The following is a 17,372-nucleotide window of genomic DNA, read 5'->3' as shown; positions in this document are numbered from 1 at the left end:
ATTCTTTGTGGTAGAAATGCCCAACTATAAATTGCCAATGTTCAAGAATGTTGCCATCAACGTAATTGAAAAAACAAAAGCCTTTGTTTTTGGCGCCGGAAAAATCATTCTAGCAATATCCATCATCTTGTGGTTTCTGGCCTCTTACGGCCCCGGAAAACAGTTTAAAAACGCAGAAAACATAATATTGGAGAACACCAAAGCACATCCACTATCAACTACCGAATTCAATAATGCAGTCGCTTCACAAAAACTAGAAAACTCTTACATTGGGTTAATGGGAAGAGGCATTGAACCAGTTATTTCCCCATTGGGTTACGACTGGAAAATTGGTATAGCTATCATCAGTTCATTTGCGGCCAGAGAAGTATTTGTTGGTACCCTGGCAACGATCTATAGTGTGGGCGGAACCGACAATGAAAATACCATAAAAAACAAAATGGCCGAAGAAGTGAATCCCGTAACCGGCGAAAAAATATTTAATTTTGCCTCTGGAATATCATTACTTATGTTTTATGCTTTTGCCATGCAATGCGCCAGCACGCTTGCAATAACCAAAAAAGAAACCAACTCTTGGAAATGGCCTGCCGGTCAGCTTGTTTTCATGAGTACTTTGGCCTATTTGGTCGCTTTGATTGCTTTTCAAATCCTAAAATAAAGCATTATGATTCAAAAAATAATAGCCTTTATAATCCTTGGAGTTGCACTTGCTTTTTTGATTCGAAAATTTTTCTTCAAAAAAAAATCGGACAAAAATTGTGGGAGTGGTGATTGTGGTTGTGGTTAATGAGCCTTTATGCCCAAATATAAAAATTTGCTTCCTTCTAAAATAAACCTTTTTCATTATTAAACCTAAGGTTTCTGTTTAGTACATTTCAATCTTTGCTTTAAGCTATCGTCCAATTTCTCCCTAAAAAAATAAATTTCTTTCTTTACGATTTTTGTCCAAAAACACAAAAGTAGCTGATAATCTACAGTAAAACGACATAAAATCTTCTAATTTCTGATATAAAAAGCATTTCATATCATTTTTTATCTTAAATTTATGTCACTAATTTTCAATTACTTAATGCCTAAATTTAAAAAAACAGAATATTATGAGAAAACAGTTTATTAAAGGATTAGTTGTATCAAGTGCATTGTTATTATTAATTTCCTGTAAAAAAGAAGAACCGGCAGCCCCGGCAATTGATACGAATCAAATCAAAGAAGAAATCCAAGCCAAAGAAAATGAATTTGCAGACACATATAACGCTGGCGTAATGAAAGAAATAGGATACTTTGCAGATGATGCTATTACCTATCCACAAAACAACCAACCTGTAACGGGCAAAGAAGCGATAATTGAGTATTTGAAAGCCCATGTTGATAGTATTTCAAAGGGCAGGAAAATTTCATTTACAACTAACGAAGTGTTTGTTGCAAAAGATGGTGAACAAGTTGTTGAAATAGGCACTTATAAAGTAGTTGACTCTACAAAATCTGTAGTAAATTCAGGAAATTACATGACATTATTCGTTAAAAAAGACGGAAAATATTATAGCCTAAGAGACATGAGCACTTCGGATTTGCCAAACTAATAAATGGTCCGTCCTCCCACTAAAAAGGTTCTCAAAAATTTTGATTTGAGAACCTTTTTTTTATGTCTAACTACTATAATTTTTAATCTAATAATTAAATACTATTTTAAAAATCGGCTAATTGCATTTGTAAAATTGCACCGAAGTACATCTCTACATTCTCTACGGTGTATCCTTGTCTTTACAAAAAAAACATTTTGAAAATAAAAAACCCTGACAAATCACTTTATCAGGGCTATTCTATTATCGCTTTATTTAAATCATATCTAGATTAGCGTCTTCTTCCACCACCACCGCCGCCTCTAAAACCGCCTCCGCCACCGCCGCTTGAACGGAAACCGCCACCACTGCCACCGCTAAAACTGCTTGAACGATTTGAAGTAGAAGGCCTTGTTGATGCTGAAGAAGATCTGTTGCTGCCTACATCACGAGTTGAAGCTGATGGTCTGCTGCTTGCATCACGAGTCGAAGCAGAAGACCTATTACCATCGCGCGTTGACGCTGAAGATCTATTGGCATCTCTGGTTGAAGCTGAATTTCTATTACTATTATTGTTGTTTCTATTACCGTTATTTATATTGTTCCTGTTATTGCTGTTTATATTATTGTGGGATACCCGATTTGAAGTGTTTCGACTATTATTATTATAATTGTTGAAACTATTATGATTAACATAAACATTTGTGTTGTGATATCCATATCCTCCCCCGTGATAACCCCAATGATTACTTCTATAAATCCCTACAGCCATAACAGTGGCAAATCCAAACCAAGGCGGATAATAACCATAATAGTATGGAGGATAATAAGGCACGTATGCTGGAGAATAAACATACTGCACAATTGGAGCTTGCTCAACTACAACTGTCGTAGTCGAGGCTGGTACATTAACGGTAACTGGATCAGCCCCTGTGTAGCCTGGATTAGCGGTAACACCACCACTCCCTTTTGGACTAGGCTCAACAATATAATCCTTGCCATAAAGATCCTTATCTCCAACAATTTGAAGTGATATTTTTTTGTTTTTGTCTTTTGAAACCAAAATAACAGCAACGTCCTGAGTTTCTTTTTTACTAATGGGATCTCGAAGAATAAAGGTAAAATCATCTCCGTCTTTTTTGGTCTCCACTTTGATAAAATCAACTTTTTTATCATCGTTTAAATCCAAATTATTGATTTTGTTTTTTTCATCGTTCAATGATTTTTCAAAATCTTCAATCGTCTTTGATTTTTGAAAAAGATCCAAAACTGCATAAAGGTCTAAATTATCTCCGGGCAAACCTAATTCCCCAGTATCACTCCCTGTTTGTGAAAAAGCACTTAAACCTGATAAACTAATTACTATTGCTAAAAGCGATAAAAATCTTATTTTCATATTGTTACGATTTAAAAATACTAATGTAAATATAACAAACAAAACTTAATAAATTAAATCCTTGCTGGAATATCTTACGTAGTAAAAAACAAAAATTGTGCCAAATAGATGAATTCAAGTTTTATAGCCTTATTGCACCAATAAAATTACAGCTTCACTCCATATAAATTCTTCCATCTCTAACTGAGCATTTTAACTTCAAAATGAGGATACCATTTCAATTTAAAGCACTTTTACAAATAAATTACTTGCTATTTTGTTTGAAATGGTCAATTCCGTGCTGTTTACTTTTATTTTTAAGGACAAATCAAATGATTCTTTGGTTACCACTTCGATTTTAGTTCCCAATCCAATTTGTTGTTTGTCTAAGTATTTCAAAAAATCGGAAGAATTGTCTTTGACACCAACACAAATCCCAGATTGATTTGCCGTTAACTCAGATAATAGTTGTTTTTCTATTGCTATTATTCGCCCTTGTGCATCGGGTATCGGGTCACCGTGTGGATCTTCGGTAGGATTTCCAAGAAAATCGTCGAGTTTGTTGATGAGTTTTTCAGATTTGATATGTTCAAGTTGTTCGGCAATATCATGAACTTCATCCCAAGAAAAATCAAGCTTCTCAACCAAAAAAACTTCCCATAAACGATGTTTTCTCACAATCATTTTGGCAGCATGTTTCCCGTTTTCGGTTAATGAAACCCCTTGGTATTTTTTATAATTAATCAAGTCTTTTTCGGCCAATTTTTTAAGCATATCCGTTACAGAGGAAGCTTTGGTTTCCATCATTTCGGCAATAGCATTGGTGCTGACCTCACTATCGAGGCTAGTAGTAAGATGATATATGGATTTCAGATAATTTTCTTCGGAGAAAGTCATTTTTATATGTTCTAAGGTTCAAGATTCTGAGGTTCTTAGTTTAAAGATTTTTAAAAATTCATAGAAACTTAGCCACTCAGAACCTCAGCAACTTTTTTTTAATTTTTTACAATAAACAAAGGTATTGAAATTTTATGGCGTAGTTTATCAACTGTAGTTCCAAAAATTAGATCTTTCAAGCCTGTATGCCCATGAGTTCCCATGACCAAAATATCAAAATTACCATTATTTATTATCGTTGGAATAATCTTGGTTGGATTTCCAAACCCTAATTCTGTTTCAATTGTAAAACCCTTTTGCGAAAGCATTTCTTTATATTCCAGCAATAACGTTTCATCTATAGAAGTTTCATGATCATCGGCTTCATTTCCATACATCATGGCACCAACTGTCTCTACCACATGCATCAAAGTGTATTTGGCGTCCATTCCGCCTAATTCAAAAGCGTGATTTAAAGCAGCTTCATCTGCAGAAGAAAAATCAACAGACACAGCAATGTTTTTATAAGAATACGTTCCCGTTGAAGAAAACTTCAAGGCCAAAAGATGTGGAGAATGGTTTTGAATATCCGGTTTTGATTTCGTCACAAAAGGTTTAATCACTATATAAAGCAACAAAATCAAGAAACTAATTGCCAAAGGCACTACTGTTAACCAAAGAACTAATGGATTTTCTGAAGTTTCCAACCATCCTTGAATTTCCGAAAAAACCAATTTAGCGTTAAGCGAAACAATGACCAAAGCCACTATCCATGATGCAATTTGTGTCGTTCTGCTAATATGAAATCCTTTCATTTTTCTTTTATCACTCACAAAATGAATGAGCGGAATGATGGCAAACCCCAATTGCAAACTTAAAATTACCTGACTAAGAATCAACATTTTTCCGGTAACGCTTTCGCCAAAAATAAAAATAACAATCATTGCTGGCACAATAGCAATTAAACGAGTAATAATTCTACGAACCCATGGCTGAATACGTAAATTTAGATAGCCTTCCATTACGATCTGCCCAGCTAACGTTCCTGTAACCGTCGAGCTTTGTCCTGCCGCTATTAAGGCTACCGCAAATAAAATAGGCGCCCACTTAGTTCCTAATATCGGTTGTAGAAAACGGTAAGCATCTTGAATTTCGGCCACTTCGAACATTCCGTTTTTATAGAATGTAGCTGCCGCCAAAATTAAAATAGCCGCATTTACAAAGAAAGCCAAGTTTAAGGCAATCGTTGAATCTATAAAATTATATTTAATGGCTTGTTTTATTCCTGCTGGACTACGGTCAAATTTTCTTGTTTGTACCAAAGAAGAATGCAGATACAAGTTGTGTGGCATTACCGTGGCCCCAATAATCCCAATAGCAATGTAAAGTGCAGATTCATTAGGCAAAGAAGGGATCAAACCATAAAGCACTTTACCCATTTCAGGTTCTGCAAATATCATTTCGAATATAAACGAAAACCCAATGATCATAACGAGTACAATGATAAATGCTTCCATTTTTCGAATGCCTTTATTAATTAAGAAAAGCAATAAAAATGTATCCAAAACAGTAATCAAAACCGCTTCTACCAACGGAATCCCAAATAATAAATTAATACCAATGGCCATTCCTAAAACCTCGGCAAGATCACAGGCCGCAATGGCAATTTCGGCAAGAAAATAAAGAATATAATTAATAAATTTCGAATAGGTTTCACGTGATGCTTGCGCCAAATCACGTTGGGTAACGATACCTAATCTGGCACTTAAGCTTTGCAACAACAACGCCATCAAATTACTCATCAGTAATACCCATAATAAGGCATACCCAAACTGACTTCCTCCTGCTATGTCTGTTGCCCAATTTCCGGGATCCATGTACCCCACACTAACCAAATAAGCGGGACCAAAAAAGGCTAATATTTTTCTGAATACTGTAGTTTTATTTTGTGTAGTGACCGATTGGTTTACTTCTTCAAGAGATTTGGACATTTTTAATAGTTTAAAAAACAAATATATAAAATAACTTTACATTAATGAAATTATTTTTTTAGCTTTGTCTAAAATTTAATTTAATAAAATGAAATATTTATTTTCGTCGATTACAATCTTTATAATACAGTTAACATACGCTCAAGAAAATATAGCTGTAAGAGGAATGGTTACGAATAAAACAAACCCAATTGAAAATGCAGCAGTAGAGATAATAGGGACCAATTACAGCACACAAACCGACAGCAAAGGAATTTACACCTTTCAAAATATTACAAAAGGCAACTACAAAATGCTAGTAACTGCTGTTGGTTACAAAACCCAACGAAAAAACATCACAATACAGACATCAGCACAAATACAATTGGACTTTGAAATGCAAACTGACGAAAACGAGCTCAACGAGGTAGTAGTATCTGGAACTTTGAAAGCCGTGAAGCGTCTAGAAAGTGCGGTCCCTGTTGAAGTTTACACTCCTGTTTTTTTCAAAAAAAATCCAACACCAAGTATTTATGAAGCATTGCAAAATGTAAACGGAGTGAGACCACAGCTCAACTGTGGTGTCTGCAATACTGGTGATATTCATATCAATGGATTGGAAGGTCCTTATACATCGGTAATGATTGACGGAATGCCAATTGTCAGTAGCTTATCGACAGTTTATGGATTGTCTGGAATTCCAAACTCATTAGTAGAGCGAATCGAAATTGTAAAAGGTCCAGCCTCTTCTTTGTACGGAAGTGAGGCAGTAGGAGGCTTGATCAACATCATTACAAAAAACCCAATCAATGCTCCCCTATTTTCAGCCGATGTATTTACAACTTCATGGCTGGAAACAAATGCTGATTTGGGTGTGAAATTTAATATCAAACAAAAAGCATCTTCTCTGTTAGGGCTAAATTATTACCTCTACGACCAAACCATTGACAATGACCACGACGGATTTACTGATGTTACGGCACAAAACAGAATTTCCCTTTTCAATAAATGGAATTTCAATCGTGCTCAAAACAGATTGTTTACAGTAGCCGTTCGAGGCATGTACGAAGATCGTTGGGGTGGTGATGTACGTTGGGAGAAAAAATACCGCGGAGGGGATGAAATCTATGGAGAGAGTATTTATACCAAAAGAGGTGAACTAATAGGTAGTTATCAATTGCCAACAACAGAAAAACTAATGCTTTCCTTCTCTGGAACGATGCATTTTCAAGACAGCCGATACGGAACCACTTCTTACATTGCAAATCAAAAAATTGGGTTTCTTCAACTTACATGGGACAAAAAAATAGGGAAAAACGATTTGCTTACTGGAATCGCGTCTCGTTACACTTATTATGATGACAACACTCAATCTACCTCACTTTTGAACGAAAACAATCCCGAAAAAACATGGCTTCCGGGGATTTTTGCGCAAGATGAAATTGCTTTTAGCGAGAAGCACAAAGTATTATTCGGCATACGATACGATTACAATTCCATCCACGGGAATATTTTTACACCGAGATTTGCCTATAAATTAAAAATCAATGATGATAACATTCTCCGTTTCAATGCTGGAACCGGTTTTAGGGTTGTCAATTTATTTACCGAAGACCACGCAGCGTTAACCGGGTCAAGAGAAGTTGTGATTGCTCATGATTTAGACCCTGAAAAATCAATAAATGCCAATTTGAATTATATAAAGAAAATCTACTTAAATAATGGCACATTTTTAGGAATTGAGACTACAGCTTTTTATACCCAATTCAGCAATAAAATTGTATCTGATTATGCAACTGACCCAAACAAAATCATTTATGACAACATTGACGGTTATGCTTTGAGTCAAGGAATAAGCTGTAATATTGATGCGAATTTCACCAACGGATTAAAACTTATACTTGGTGCAACATATATGGATGTCTCCAATGTGGAAAACGGGATAAAAACAAGACCTTATCTGACCGAGAATTTCACTGCCACTTGGAGTGCTTCCTATAAAATAAACAGAATAAATCTTTCCATTGACTACACAGGAAATATTTACAGTCCGATGAAATTACCATTGTTGAGCGAAACAGATCCTCGTAATCCTTATTCTCCTTGGTACAGTTTACAAAACATACAGTTTACCTATACCGGAATTAAAGGTTTTGAATTCTATGTCGGCATCAAAAACCTGCTTAACTTTACTCCAAAACAAAACAACCCTTTCCTAATTTCCAGAATCGAAGATCCGTTTGACAAAAATGTACAATATGATCCAAATGGCAAAGTATTAGTAACACCGGACAATCCCTACGGATTAACATTTGACACCACTTATGTTTATGGTCCCAATCAAGGAATTAGGGGTTTCTTTGGACTGCGTTATAATTTATTTTAAATGAAAAAAGGTTTTTACATACTATTGATTTTCTTTTGGGCGATTCCATCTGGTTTTGCCCAATTGAAAACCTATTCTTTTGAAGAAGCTGAAAAATTATCCAAAGAAAATCCGAAACCATTTGTCGTTTTTATACATACTTCTTGGTGCAACTACTGTAAAATGATGCAAAATTCCACTTTCAAAAACCCTGAAATAATAAATATTTTAAATACCAATTATTATTTTATCCCATTGGATGCTGAAAGCAAAGACGACATTCGCTTCAATAATCACACTTTCTCATTTAAACCAAATGGACAAAACACAGGAATTCATGAACTGGCAGCGGCATTGGCAACAATTAATTCCCAAGTGGTTTATCCAACGATTACGGTTCTACAATCTGATCTTTCAATAGTGTTCCAAAAGCATTCTTTTCTAAACGGCAAACAGTTACTCACTATTCTTGGAAAGAGAAAATAAGTTAGTTGGTTTTTGAAACATTTCCCTAAAACAACAATCAAACTATAACAAAACTTTATAATTCTAATTAAGTTCTTGCAACTAAACTTTGTAACTTTGCAGTTCTAAAAGTTGAACTTAAAATAAAAAATATGTATCCAGAAGAAATGGTAAAACCAATGCAAGCTGAATTAACATCTGCTGGTTTTCAAGAATTACATACTGCCGATGCTGTAGAAAGCGCCATAAAATCAGCAGGAACAACACTTGTAGTAGTAAACTCTGTTTGTGGTTGCGCAGCAAGAAATGCCCGTCCGGGAGCTAAAATGAGTTTGGATAATGCAAAAAAACCATCTAATCTAGTAACTGTTTTTGCAGGTGTAGATCGTGAAGCGGTAGAAGCTGCTAGAGGATTTATGTTTCCATTCCCTCCATCTTCTCCAAGTATTGCTTTGTTTAAAGACGGTGAATTGGTTCATATGTTAGAGCGTCACCACATTGAAGGACGTCCAGCAGAAACTATTGCAGAAAACTTAAAAGATGCTTTCAACGAGTATTGCTAAGCTTTAAAACACATTAAAATCAAAAACCATTCGTCGAGGCGAATGGTTTTTGATTTTAATGCTATTTTGTTCAACTTCATTTTCTGTGCAGTTGTTTATAAAGCGTGATTATTGGTTTTTGATTCAATCGAATAAATCCTTGCTCCGGTCTATCAAGAGCCAGAATCAGCCACATCAACGAAGCAAAAATTATGGAAATTATAACAGCGACGATGTTATTTTTTTTACCTGATATCCCAAACTGATATCCCAATAAAAACATTGAAAATAAAGTAATAATACCCAAAATAAATAAGATGGCAAATGGAATTCGGTACTCAAAAGTAAAAGTCACGCGGTGATTATATATTTCATTCAAATCGTTTGTAGATCCCATATAAAGCGAAAATGCTTCCGAACTTCTATCAAAAGCCGCCAATGCTTCTGAATAATGCCAAAGTGAATCCAAAATTATTTGAGATCTAACTTTTAAATGCTCCAATTTTTGGGGAGCTATATCATTGGCTATAGCTGCCCGCAAATCGGTATATTCGATCAAAAGCTTCCTTGTTCTCGATTTATAGGGTTCTGGGATCAATCCTGCTCTTAAATACGTGGTGCGAATAGTGGTTACCTCATCCAGTAAAAGTTTTTTACGTTCGTTGTAACGGTTGTCAACAATTTGAAAGGTAAACGCAAGCATAAAAGCCAACAAACCAAGTGCTGCACCTACTACAGACCCCACAGGAGCATCACTAACCTTAACTGCTTTTCTTTTTAAATAAAATCCATACTGCTGACCCAAAAGAATTGGAATCAAAACACAAGAAAACGGAATTAAACACATTGCCAGATTTAGAAATATGATATTATCCATAATTACCATAATTAAATTCAAAATAAACACGACATATTCATTTACATAAAGTTACAATTTATATGTTACAAAAAATCTAAAGTCGACAAAGCATATTAGATTTCAGTTAAACGCAAAGTATTTAAAACAAAAAACCACACAAATTGTGTGGTTTTTTGTTTTAAGGTATTGGCAATTAATTCCAGCCACCACCTAAAGCTCTATACAATTGTATCATCGAACTAAGTTGGCTTTCTGTTAAGTCCGAAAGACTTAATTCGGCATCAAATAAAGACCGTTCGACTTCCAAAACTTCTAAATAAGACACATAACCATTATAATATCTAGCATTTGATAATTCCAAATTCTTTCTGGCGGCTAGTACTTGTCTATTTCTGGCTGCCCATTCTTCTTTATAGGTTTTTACATTTTGCAAAGCTTGCTCCACTTCTGCAACGGCGACGATACAAGTTTTTTGGTATGAAAGTCTCGATTCCTCAGCAATTTGTCTATAAATTTCAACTCTTCTTCTGTTTTTTCCAAAATTAAAAATCGGTCCGGCAACCGAAGCACTTGCATTTTGCAAATACGAAGAACCATCAAATAAAGAACTTACTTCACTGTTTGCAAATCCCGCTATTGCCGCAATATTAAAAGAAGGAAAACGCATCGCCTGTGCCACCCCTATTCTTTCATTAGAAGCCATATAATACATTTCTGCCTGCTTTACATCCGGCCTGTTTTTTAACAATATAGAAGGAATTGAAACAGGAATATTATTAGCAACTTGAAGTTCCAAGACTGTTTTTCCACGTTCAATTGGACCAGGAGCTTGACCAAGCAATATTGAAATTGTGTTTTCTCTATCGGTAATTTGTCTTTGAATCGACGGTATTGCTGCTTCGGCAATAGCTACTTGTTGCTCAATCTGAACTTTATCGACCTCAGAAACATAACCAGCCGTAAATCTTTGATTAATGATTTCATAAGCTTTTTGTCTGGTTTCCAAAGTTTGTTTCGTAATAAGCAACTGATTGTCTAAATCACGAAGCTCAAAATAAGCTACCGCAATATCACTTACCAAATTAGAAAGAATCACTTTTCGCCCTTCTTCACTGGCTAGTAATTCATCTTGAACCGCTCTGTTTTCATGGCGAATTTTTCCCCAAAAATCCAATTCCCAAGATAAATTAGCCGATGCATTGGAAGGCAAAAAGGTTTTCTCATTACTGTTTACCGTTCCGCTATAACCAACTGCAGGTAATAAATCTGCTTTGGTATATCCTAATTCTGCCCTGGTTCGTTCTATACGAGCCATAGCAATTTTCATGTCGTAATTATTTTCTAATCCCTTATTTATTAACCCTTTTAGAACTTCGTCATTAAAGAGATCAAACCATTTAACGTTAACCACTGAAGCCAACGTATCCGCATTTGCAGGACCATTATGAAAATTAGCAGCATTTTGTTCTTCCGGCTTTTGGTATTTAGGACCTACCAAACAACCTACAGGAAGTACTGCAAGGATAAGAATAACAACAACTATTTTAAATTTATTCCTCATGATCAGTAGTTTTTGAATCCGTACTATTTTCATTTGCTACAACCTCATCCTTGTTTTTTCCGATATTTTCAATCATTACAAATAAACCCGGAACAATTAATACTCCAAGAACTGTGGCTATCAACATTCCACTGAATACTGCCATACCCATTACGATACGAGCCTGTGAACCAGCACCCGTAGCGGTGAGTAACGGAACAACCCCAAGTATAAAGGCAAAAGCAGTCATTAATATTGGTCGAAAACGAAGTTTAGCCGCAACCATTGCCGATTCGTAGAGTGGTTTGCCTTTTTCATATTCTTCTTTGGCAAACTCAACAATAAGAATCGCATTCTTGGCGACCAATCCGATTAGCAGTACCAACCCAATTTGTGCAAACACATTATTTACATAAGCATCACTTCCAAATCTTGCCAAAGCCAATCCTAAAAATGCTCCAAAAACCGCAAAAGGCGCTCCAAGCAACACACTAAAAGGCAATTTCCAGCTTTCGTATTGTGCGGCAAGAATTAAGAACACAAATACCAACGCCATAAAGAACACAGTACCACCCCCTGGCGAGTGTTTTTCCTGATATGAAAGATTGATATAATCGTAACTCATATCGGCCGGCAATGTTTCCTTGGCTACTTCTTCCAATGCATCCAAAGCTTGTGCACTACTGTAACCGTCGTTTGGACTTCCTCCAATCTCAGCCGACCTAAATAAATTAAGACGATTGGTAAAATCAGGTCCAGCGACTTTTGTAGCGGTAACCAAAGTCGATACAGGCAACATACTGCCTTCGTTATTCCTTACGTATATTTTATTCAAATTTTCTGGTTTCAATCTGTCAACTGCCTCACCTTGCAAATAAACTTTATATTGACGTCCAAAACGATTGAAGTCATTCACGTAAGTTCCTCCTAAAAAGGCTCCCAATACTTCAGTAACCTTTGAAACAGGCACTCCTAATTTCATGGCTTTTTCGTTATCAATATCTAATTTTATTTGAGGTGTTCCCGCGTTAAAAGTGGTATAAATCCTTTTTATTTCGGGCCGCTTTTGAGCTGCCGCAATAAAGGCTTGTGTTTGTTGAGCAAGATATTGCGGAGTGTTTCCGCCCCTATCCTGTAGCATTAAGCTGAAACCTGCCGATGCTCCCAAACCTTGAATGGCAGGAGGACCAAAGGCAAAAGCTGTTGCTGTCGTAATTTGTGTCGATAGTTTTTTATTTAATCGATCCACCAATTGCTTGGCCGTTTCTGACCTTTCTTCCCATGGTTTTAAGGATATGAAAATAAAAGCGTTATTCGGTTGATAAGAGTTGGTAAGCATACTAAATCCATTGATTGTAGTATAAGACAGTATCGATTCCTCTTCTTTTAAAAACCCATCCACTTTCTTTGAAATTTCATCTGTACGTTGAAGGGAAGATGCGGGAGGCAATGCAATATTAATTAAAACATATCCTTGATCTTCCTCCGGAATAAAGCCTAATGGAATTTTTTTACCCAACAATACAACAGCCACAAGAATTATAGCTAATAAAGCGACAATGCGCATTGATTTTTTAGCAAAAAAAGTAGCTCCTTTTAAATACCCTCCTGTTACTTTTTCGAAAATTCTATTGAAGCCTGCAAAAAATTTAGCCAACCATCCTTTTTGTTGATCAACTGGTTTTGTGGGTTTCAATAACATGGCACAGAGCGCAGGACTTAAGGACAGTGCACTAAATGCCGAGAAGGCGACCGAGACCGCGATCGTTATCGCAAATTGCTGGTAAAAACGACCTGTGATACCGGGAGTCATCGCAACAGGCACGAAAACTGCAATCAAGATAAGCGCAATTGCAATTACTGGCCCTGAAACTTCACGCATCGCTTGAATAGTTGCGTCTTTGGGAGATTTACCGTGTTCAATATGATGCATCACGGCTTCCACAACCACAATGGCATCATCCACAACAATACCAATTGCCAATACCAATCCCAATAAAGACAAGGTATTTATAGAAAAGCCTAACATAGGGAAAACCGCTATGGTACCAATTAATGATACAGGAACCGTTATCAATGGAATCAAAGTGGCACGCCAGTTTTGAAGAAATATAAATACTACTAGGATTACCAGTATAACAGCTTCAAAAAGAGTGTGAACAATATCCTCAACACCAGCCGTTATCGCAAGTGTTGTATCCAATGATTCTTGATAAACAATGTCTTTTGGAAACTTTTCGGACATTTTTTTCATAGCCTCTTTGGCAAGATTAGCCACTTCCAAGGCATTACTTCCCGGCATCTGGAATACTGTAATTGCCGCTGTGGCATTACCGTTTCTTCGGGCGTTTGAACTATAATTTTCTGTCCCCAATTCAATTCTGGAGATATCGCTTAATAGTACTTCGGAGCCATCTGGTTTACTTTTTACCACAATTTTGCCAAACTCTTTTTCAGTAACCAAACGATCTTGAAGTGTAACACCATACGTAAAATCAGTCCCTAATGGAGTAGGCTCGGCACCAAATTTTCCTCCGGGGCTGATCATGTTTTGAGCATTCAAAGCATTCTTTACGTCATCAACAGTTATTTCAAGTTTGCTCATTACATCGGCCTTTAGCCAAACTCTCATGGAATAGTCGCTTCCCCCAAAAAGTGAAACTTCACCTACACCTTTTATACGAGCCAATTGATCCACTATGTTGATGTTCGCATAGTTATTCAAAAATTTGGAATCGTATTTAGGATTGGTGCTAGTAAGTGTAAACAACATCATCGGAAACGATAATGATTTTTTTACCACTACCCCTTGTTGCTTTACACTCGAAGGCATAAAAGGAGCCGACTGTGCCTGACGGTTTTGAGTAAGCATATTGGCATTATCCAAATTAGTACCTACATCAAATGTCACTTCAATTGTACATGCTCCATCAGAGGTATTTGTAGATTTTATGTAAAGCATCTGTTCTACCCCATTTACCTTTTGCTCGATTGGAGTAGCAACTGCTTGCTCGACATTTAATGCATTAGCACCAGTAAAGCTTGTAGTTATTTTTACAACAGGCGGATTGATATCTGGATACTGAGATATTGGCGTTTTTTGTAATGCAAGTAATCCGAGTATCACAATGATGATACTGATTACCATGGCTACAATTGGTCTTCTAACAAAAAATTCTCCCATAATGATGTTTCTAAATTATTTAGTCAGCACTGATTAATTATCTGCATTTCCTGGAGTCCATTCTTTTATTTTTGGAGTTATAACACTTCCGCTTTTCAATAAAGAGGTTCCTCCAAGAGCAACTTTATCATTAGCAGTTAATCCCTCTGTAACTATATAAGAATCTTTATATGATGAACCAATTTGCACCATTTTCATCTCTACTTTATTGCTGTTATCCAAAACATAAACCTGAAAAATTCCTTGCATTTCAATAACGGAACGTTGGGGAATAACCAATGCATTTTTTCGCACATCAGTAACAACCAAAACCTTCACGTATTGCCCTGGACGAATTAATTGATCAGGATTGGCAAATGCAGCCTCAAGAGTTACCGCCCCGGTAGTTGGATCGATTTGTCTGTCAGCAAAGCTGATTTTCCCAGTTTCAGAGTAAATCGACCCATCCGACAATACTAATGAGATTGCTTTTCCGGCTCCTTTTAGACTGGAATCTTTCTTGGATATTTCTCTGAAAATTCGAAGATATTCCTGTTCGCTCATTGTAAAACGAACCCTTACATCTCCTAAATCTGAAACTGTATTTAAAACGGAAGCAGCGCCCGGACGGACATAATCCCCTACCCGAACTTTTGATATCCCTATCAGTCCTGAAATTGGGGCAACAATTCTGCTGTATCCTAATTCTATTCTTGAATTTGCTAAATTGGCATTGGCCGCTTTTATGGAAGCAGTAGCTGCGTTATACGCTGATTTTGCGGCTATTAATTCTCTTTGACTGACAGCGTTCATCTTGGCCAGTGGCACCATCATATCATAATCTGATTTGGTTTTAGCTAATCTAGCCTGCATTTCGGCCAAATTTGCTTCCGACTGGTTCACCTTTTCCTGTAATGGCAATGGATCAATCGTGTATAACAACTGTCCTTTGGTTACAAAGCCACCTTCTTTAAAGTTGAGGCTTTCGATAACACCATCAACTCTAGGGTTAATCTCAATATCCGATTGCCCAAAAGTTTGCCCCGTGAATTCCGATTCCAGCCTTACGTCTTGCTGCAATACTTTTACAACCGAAATTTCTAGTGGCTTGGCCTCTGGTGCCACTTCCTTTTTACATGAAGCATAAAATGAAGATATAACTATAACAAAAAATAATATTTTAATCTTTTTCAGCGTATTCATAAAATTATTATTAAAATTAGTATAAACAAAAATAATGATTTATATCTATCACTAACAGGAAATTACAAAAAAACAAATGAATAATTCAATATTTGATGAAAAAATTTTAGTAGTATTTTATCTTTTTAAATTCTGATTATGAATCCTCCAATTTTCCTATGTTAAAAAAAACTTTGCTTTCGTTTTTTTAGTAAATTAGTCGGTTGTATCCCATAATTTTTATCATTGGAACAACCTTTATTGTTATCTCCATCATCTTTTTACTAACATTAAATCCCAAGATTATGTCTAAGTCAAATAAAAAAGAGCTCAATGAATTTGAAGAAAACCTAATTGACCTAACCTCTTTAAGCAAAAAAGAACTGATACAAAGAGCTAAAAAATTCTCTAAACAATATTGTGTTGGCGATGGAGACGGTTTCAAGCTTAAAGATTACGAGACCAAAGCCAGTTTTAATTTGGGTGACGAAGGGAAACCATTGGTGAATCAAACCTTGCAAATGGGTGTTGATGCATTGGCTGCCATGCAGGATATATTATACGCTCAAGACAAATGGTCATTATTACTCGTTTTTCAAGCGATGGATGCTGCCGGCAAAGATGGGGCTATCAAGCATGTAATGTCAGGCGTGAATCCACAAGGATGTCAAGTTTCTTCTTTTAAGGCACCCAGTACTGAGGATTTAGATCACGATTTTTTATGGCGTTGCCAAAAACATTTACCCGAGCGAGGACGCATCGGGATTTTTAACCGTTCTTATTATGAAGAAGTTTTGGTAGTACGTGTACACGAACAAATTCTAAAAGGCCAAAAGCTTCCGGAAAAACTGATTACCAAAGACATTTGGGAGGAACGTTTTCAAGACATTCGCAACTTCGAAAAATACCTAAACAGAAATGGTACCATTGTACTTAAATTTTTTCTTAACGTCTCCAAAAATGAACAAAAAAAACGATTCATTGAGCGCGTGGACGATCCAGACAAAAACTGGAAATTCAGTGCTGCCGACGCCAAAGAAAGAGGTTACTGGGATGACTATATGCATGCCTATCAGGAATTGATAAAAAACACCTCTACCAAAAAGTCCCCTTGGTATGTAATTCCTGCCGACAATAAATCCTATGCCCGTATCGCTATTGCATCGGCAATCATAACGGCATTAGAAGAAATGGATTTAGAATACCCAAAAGTAAGTGCAGAAAAAATAGCCGAATTAAATACTGTTAAAAAAGCATTGTTAGACGAGGAAGATTAATTAGTCCATAGTAATTAGGAAAAAGTGATTAATCTAGAGCACAATTTCAAAAGACTTATTTTCAAAATCACTGCCAAAAAGCTAATCACTAAGAACTAGTCACGAATCACTAAAAAGAGCCTATGACTTCTAAACTTTTTCCACCTACAGAATGGATTGCAGCATACAATACCAAAACCTTAAAAAGCGACTTTGTAGC

The 17,372-nt window shown here is 36.2% G+C and carries 14 protein-coding genes; 7 read left to right on the top strand and 7 right to left on the bottom strand.

Annotated features, from left to right (window positions below):
* The 3 genes from VFS71_RS06210 to VFS71_RS06200 all read left to right on the top strand — a co-directional run.
* On the top strand, positions 1-658 hold a 658-nt coding region (locus tag VFS71_RS06210), incomplete at its 5' end, for a nucleoside recognition domain-containing protein (protein WP_326400032.1).
* 6 nt (positions 659-664) lie between these two features.
* Positions 665-787, top strand: coding sequence for a FeoB-associated Cys-rich membrane protein (locus VFS71_RS06205; RefSeq protein WP_326400031.1), 123 nt, complete (start codon positions 665-667; stop codon positions 785-787).
* A gap of 310 nt (positions 788-1,097) precedes the next feature.
* Complete coding sequence (locus VFS71_RS06200; RefSeq protein ID WP_326400030.1) at positions 1,098-1,580, top strand: nuclear transport factor 2 family protein; 483 nt, start codon at positions 1,098-1,100, stop codon at positions 1,578-1,580.
* 271 nt (positions 1,581-1,851) lie between these two features.
* Here VFS71_RS06200 and VFS71_RS06195 read toward each other — a convergent pair whose 3' ends face one another.
* The 3 genes from VFS71_RS06195 to VFS71_RS06185 all read right to left on the bottom strand — a co-directional run bounded on the left by VFS71_RS06195 (position 1,852) and on the right by VFS71_RS06185 (position 5,801).
* The gene (locus VFS71_RS06195; RefSeq protein WP_326400029.1) at positions 1,852-2,955 is read right to left on the bottom strand and encodes a hypothetical protein; all 1,104 of its coding nucleotides are present in this window, start codon (positions 2,953-2,955) and stop codon (positions 1,852-1,854) included.
* A 222-nt stretch (positions 2,956-3,177) separates the two neighbouring features.
* A complete protein-coding gene (locus VFS71_RS06190) occupies positions 3,178-3,831 on the bottom strand; it encodes a metal-dependent transcriptional regulator (protein ID WP_326400028.1) in 654 nt (217 codons plus the stop codon).
* A gap of 98 nt (positions 3,832-3,929) precedes the next feature.
* Entirely contained in the window at positions 3,930-5,801 is a 1,872-nt protein-coding gene (locus VFS71_RS06185; RefSeq protein WP_326400027.1) for an Nramp family divalent metal transporter, read from the bottom strand.
* 88 nt (positions 5,802-5,889) lie between these two features.
* Here VFS71_RS06185 and VFS71_RS06180 point away from each other — a divergent pair, with 88 nt between their 5' ends.
* The 3 genes from VFS71_RS06180 to VFS71_RS06170 all read left to right on the top strand — a co-directional run bounded on the left by VFS71_RS06180 (position 5,890) and on the right by VFS71_RS06170 (position 9,173).
* Complete coding sequence (locus VFS71_RS06180) at positions 5,890-8,166, top strand: TonB-dependent receptor (protein WP_326400025.1); 2,277 nt, start codon at positions 5,890-5,892, stop codon at positions 8,164-8,166.
* Positions 8,167-8,631, top strand: a complete 465-nt coding sequence (locus VFS71_RS06175) for a thioredoxin family protein (RefSeq protein ID WP_326400023.1) — start codon at positions 8,167-8,169, stop codon at positions 8,629-8,631.
* 131 nt (positions 8,632-8,762) lie between these two features.
* Positions 8,763-9,173 (top strand): BrxA/BrxB family bacilliredoxin, encoded by a 411-nt coding sequence (locus tag VFS71_RS06170; RefSeq protein ID WP_077372634.1) that lies wholly within the window; start codon positions 8,763-8,765, stop codon positions 9,171-9,173.
* Between the two features lie 76 nt (positions 9,174-9,249).
* Here the strand turns inward: VFS71_RS06170 and VFS71_RS06165 are convergent, their stop codons facing one another.
* The 4 genes from VFS71_RS06165 to VFS71_RS06150 form a co-directional block, all read right to left on the bottom strand.
* Entirely contained in the window at positions 9,250-10,029 is a 780-nt protein-coding gene (locus tag VFS71_RS06165; RefSeq protein WP_326400022.1) for a hypothetical protein, read from the bottom strand.
* A gap of 175 nt (positions 10,030-10,204) precedes the next feature.
* Positions 10,205-11,572 carry an efflux transporter outer membrane subunit gene (locus VFS71_RS06160; RefSeq protein ID WP_326400021.1) on the bottom strand — a complete coding sequence of 456 codons (1,368 nt, stop codon included), beginning with the start codon at positions 11,570-11,572 and terminating at the stop codon, positions 10,205-10,207.
* Complete coding sequence (locus VFS71_RS06155; RefSeq protein WP_326400019.1) at positions 11,562-14,735, bottom strand: efflux RND transporter permease subunit; 3,174 nt, start codon at positions 14,733-14,735, stop codon at positions 11,562-11,564. Before VFS71_RS06155 ends, VFS71_RS06160 begins: the two co-directional genes overlap by 11 nt.
* 33 nt (positions 14,736-14,768) lie before the next feature.
* Complete coding sequence (locus tag VFS71_RS06150) at positions 14,769-15,917, bottom strand: efflux RND transporter periplasmic adaptor subunit (RefSeq protein WP_326400018.1); 1,149 nt, start codon at positions 15,915-15,917, stop codon at positions 14,769-14,771.
* 284 nt (positions 15,918-16,201) lie between these two features.
* Here VFS71_RS06150 and VFS71_RS06145 point away from each other — a divergent pair, with 284 nt between their 5' ends.
* Positions 16,202-17,173, top strand: coding sequence for a polyphosphate kinase 2 family protein (locus VFS71_RS06145; RefSeq protein WP_326400017.1), 972 nt, complete (start codon positions 16,202-16,204; stop codon positions 17,171-17,173).
* Positions 17,174-17,372 lie beyond the last annotated feature (199 nt).

It is taken from the genome of Flavobacterium sp., from assembly GCF_035760125.1.
Taxonomy (GTDB): domain Bacteria; phylum Bacteroidota; class Bacteroidia; order Flavobacteriales; family Flavobacteriaceae; genus Flavobacterium.
Note: the sequence above shows the minus strand (reverse complement) of the source record. Positions and strands in the feature narration are given on the sequence as shown.

Coding starts and splice junctions, on each gene's coding strand:
- VFS71_RS06150 (WP_326400018.1), bottom strand. CDS start 15,917: ATGAATACGCTGAAAAAGATTAAAATATTATTTTTTGTTATAGTTATA.
- VFS71_RS06145 (WP_326400017.1), top strand. CDS start 16,202: ATGTCTAAGTCAAATAAAAAAGAGCTCAATGAATTTGAAGAAAACCTA.
- VFS71_RS06190 (WP_326400028.1), bottom strand. CDS start 3,831: ATGACTTTCTCCGAAGAAAATTATCTGAAATCCATATATCATCTTACT.
- VFS71_RS06180 (WP_326400025.1), top strand. CDS start 5,890: ATGAAATATTTATTTTCGTCGATTACAATCTTTATAATACAGTTAACA.
- VFS71_RS06165 (WP_326400022.1), bottom strand. CDS start 10,029: ATGGATAATATCATATTTCTAAATCTGGCAATGTGTTTAATTCCGTTT.
- VFS71_RS06205 (WP_326400031.1), top strand. CDS start 665: ATGATTCAAAAAATAATAGCCTTTATAATCCTTGGAGTTGCACTTGCT.
- VFS71_RS06185 (WP_326400027.1), bottom strand. CDS start 5,801: ATGTCCAAATCTCTTGAAGAAGTAAACCAATCGGTCACTACACAAAAT.
- VFS71_RS06170 (WP_077372634.1), top strand. CDS start 8,763: ATGTATCCAGAAGAAATGGTAAAACCAATGCAAGCTGAATTAACATCT.
- VFS71_RS06175 (WP_326400023.1), top strand. CDS start 8,167: ATGAAAAAAGGTTTTTACATACTATTGATTTTCTTTTGGGCGATTCCA.
- VFS71_RS06200 (WP_326400030.1), top strand. CDS start 1,098: ATGAGAAAACAGTTTATTAAAGGATTAGTTGTATCAAGTGCATTGTTA.
- VFS71_RS06155 (WP_326400019.1), bottom strand. CDS start 14,735: ATGGGAGAATTTTTTGTTAGAAGACCAATTGTAGCCATGGTAATCAGT.
- VFS71_RS06160 (WP_326400021.1), bottom strand. CDS start 11,572: ATGAGGAATAAATTTAAAATAGTTGTTGTTATTCTTATCCTTGCAGTA.
- VFS71_RS06195 (WP_326400029.1), bottom strand. CDS start 2,955: ATGAAAATAAGATTTTTATCGCTTTTAGCAATAGTAATTAGTTTATCA.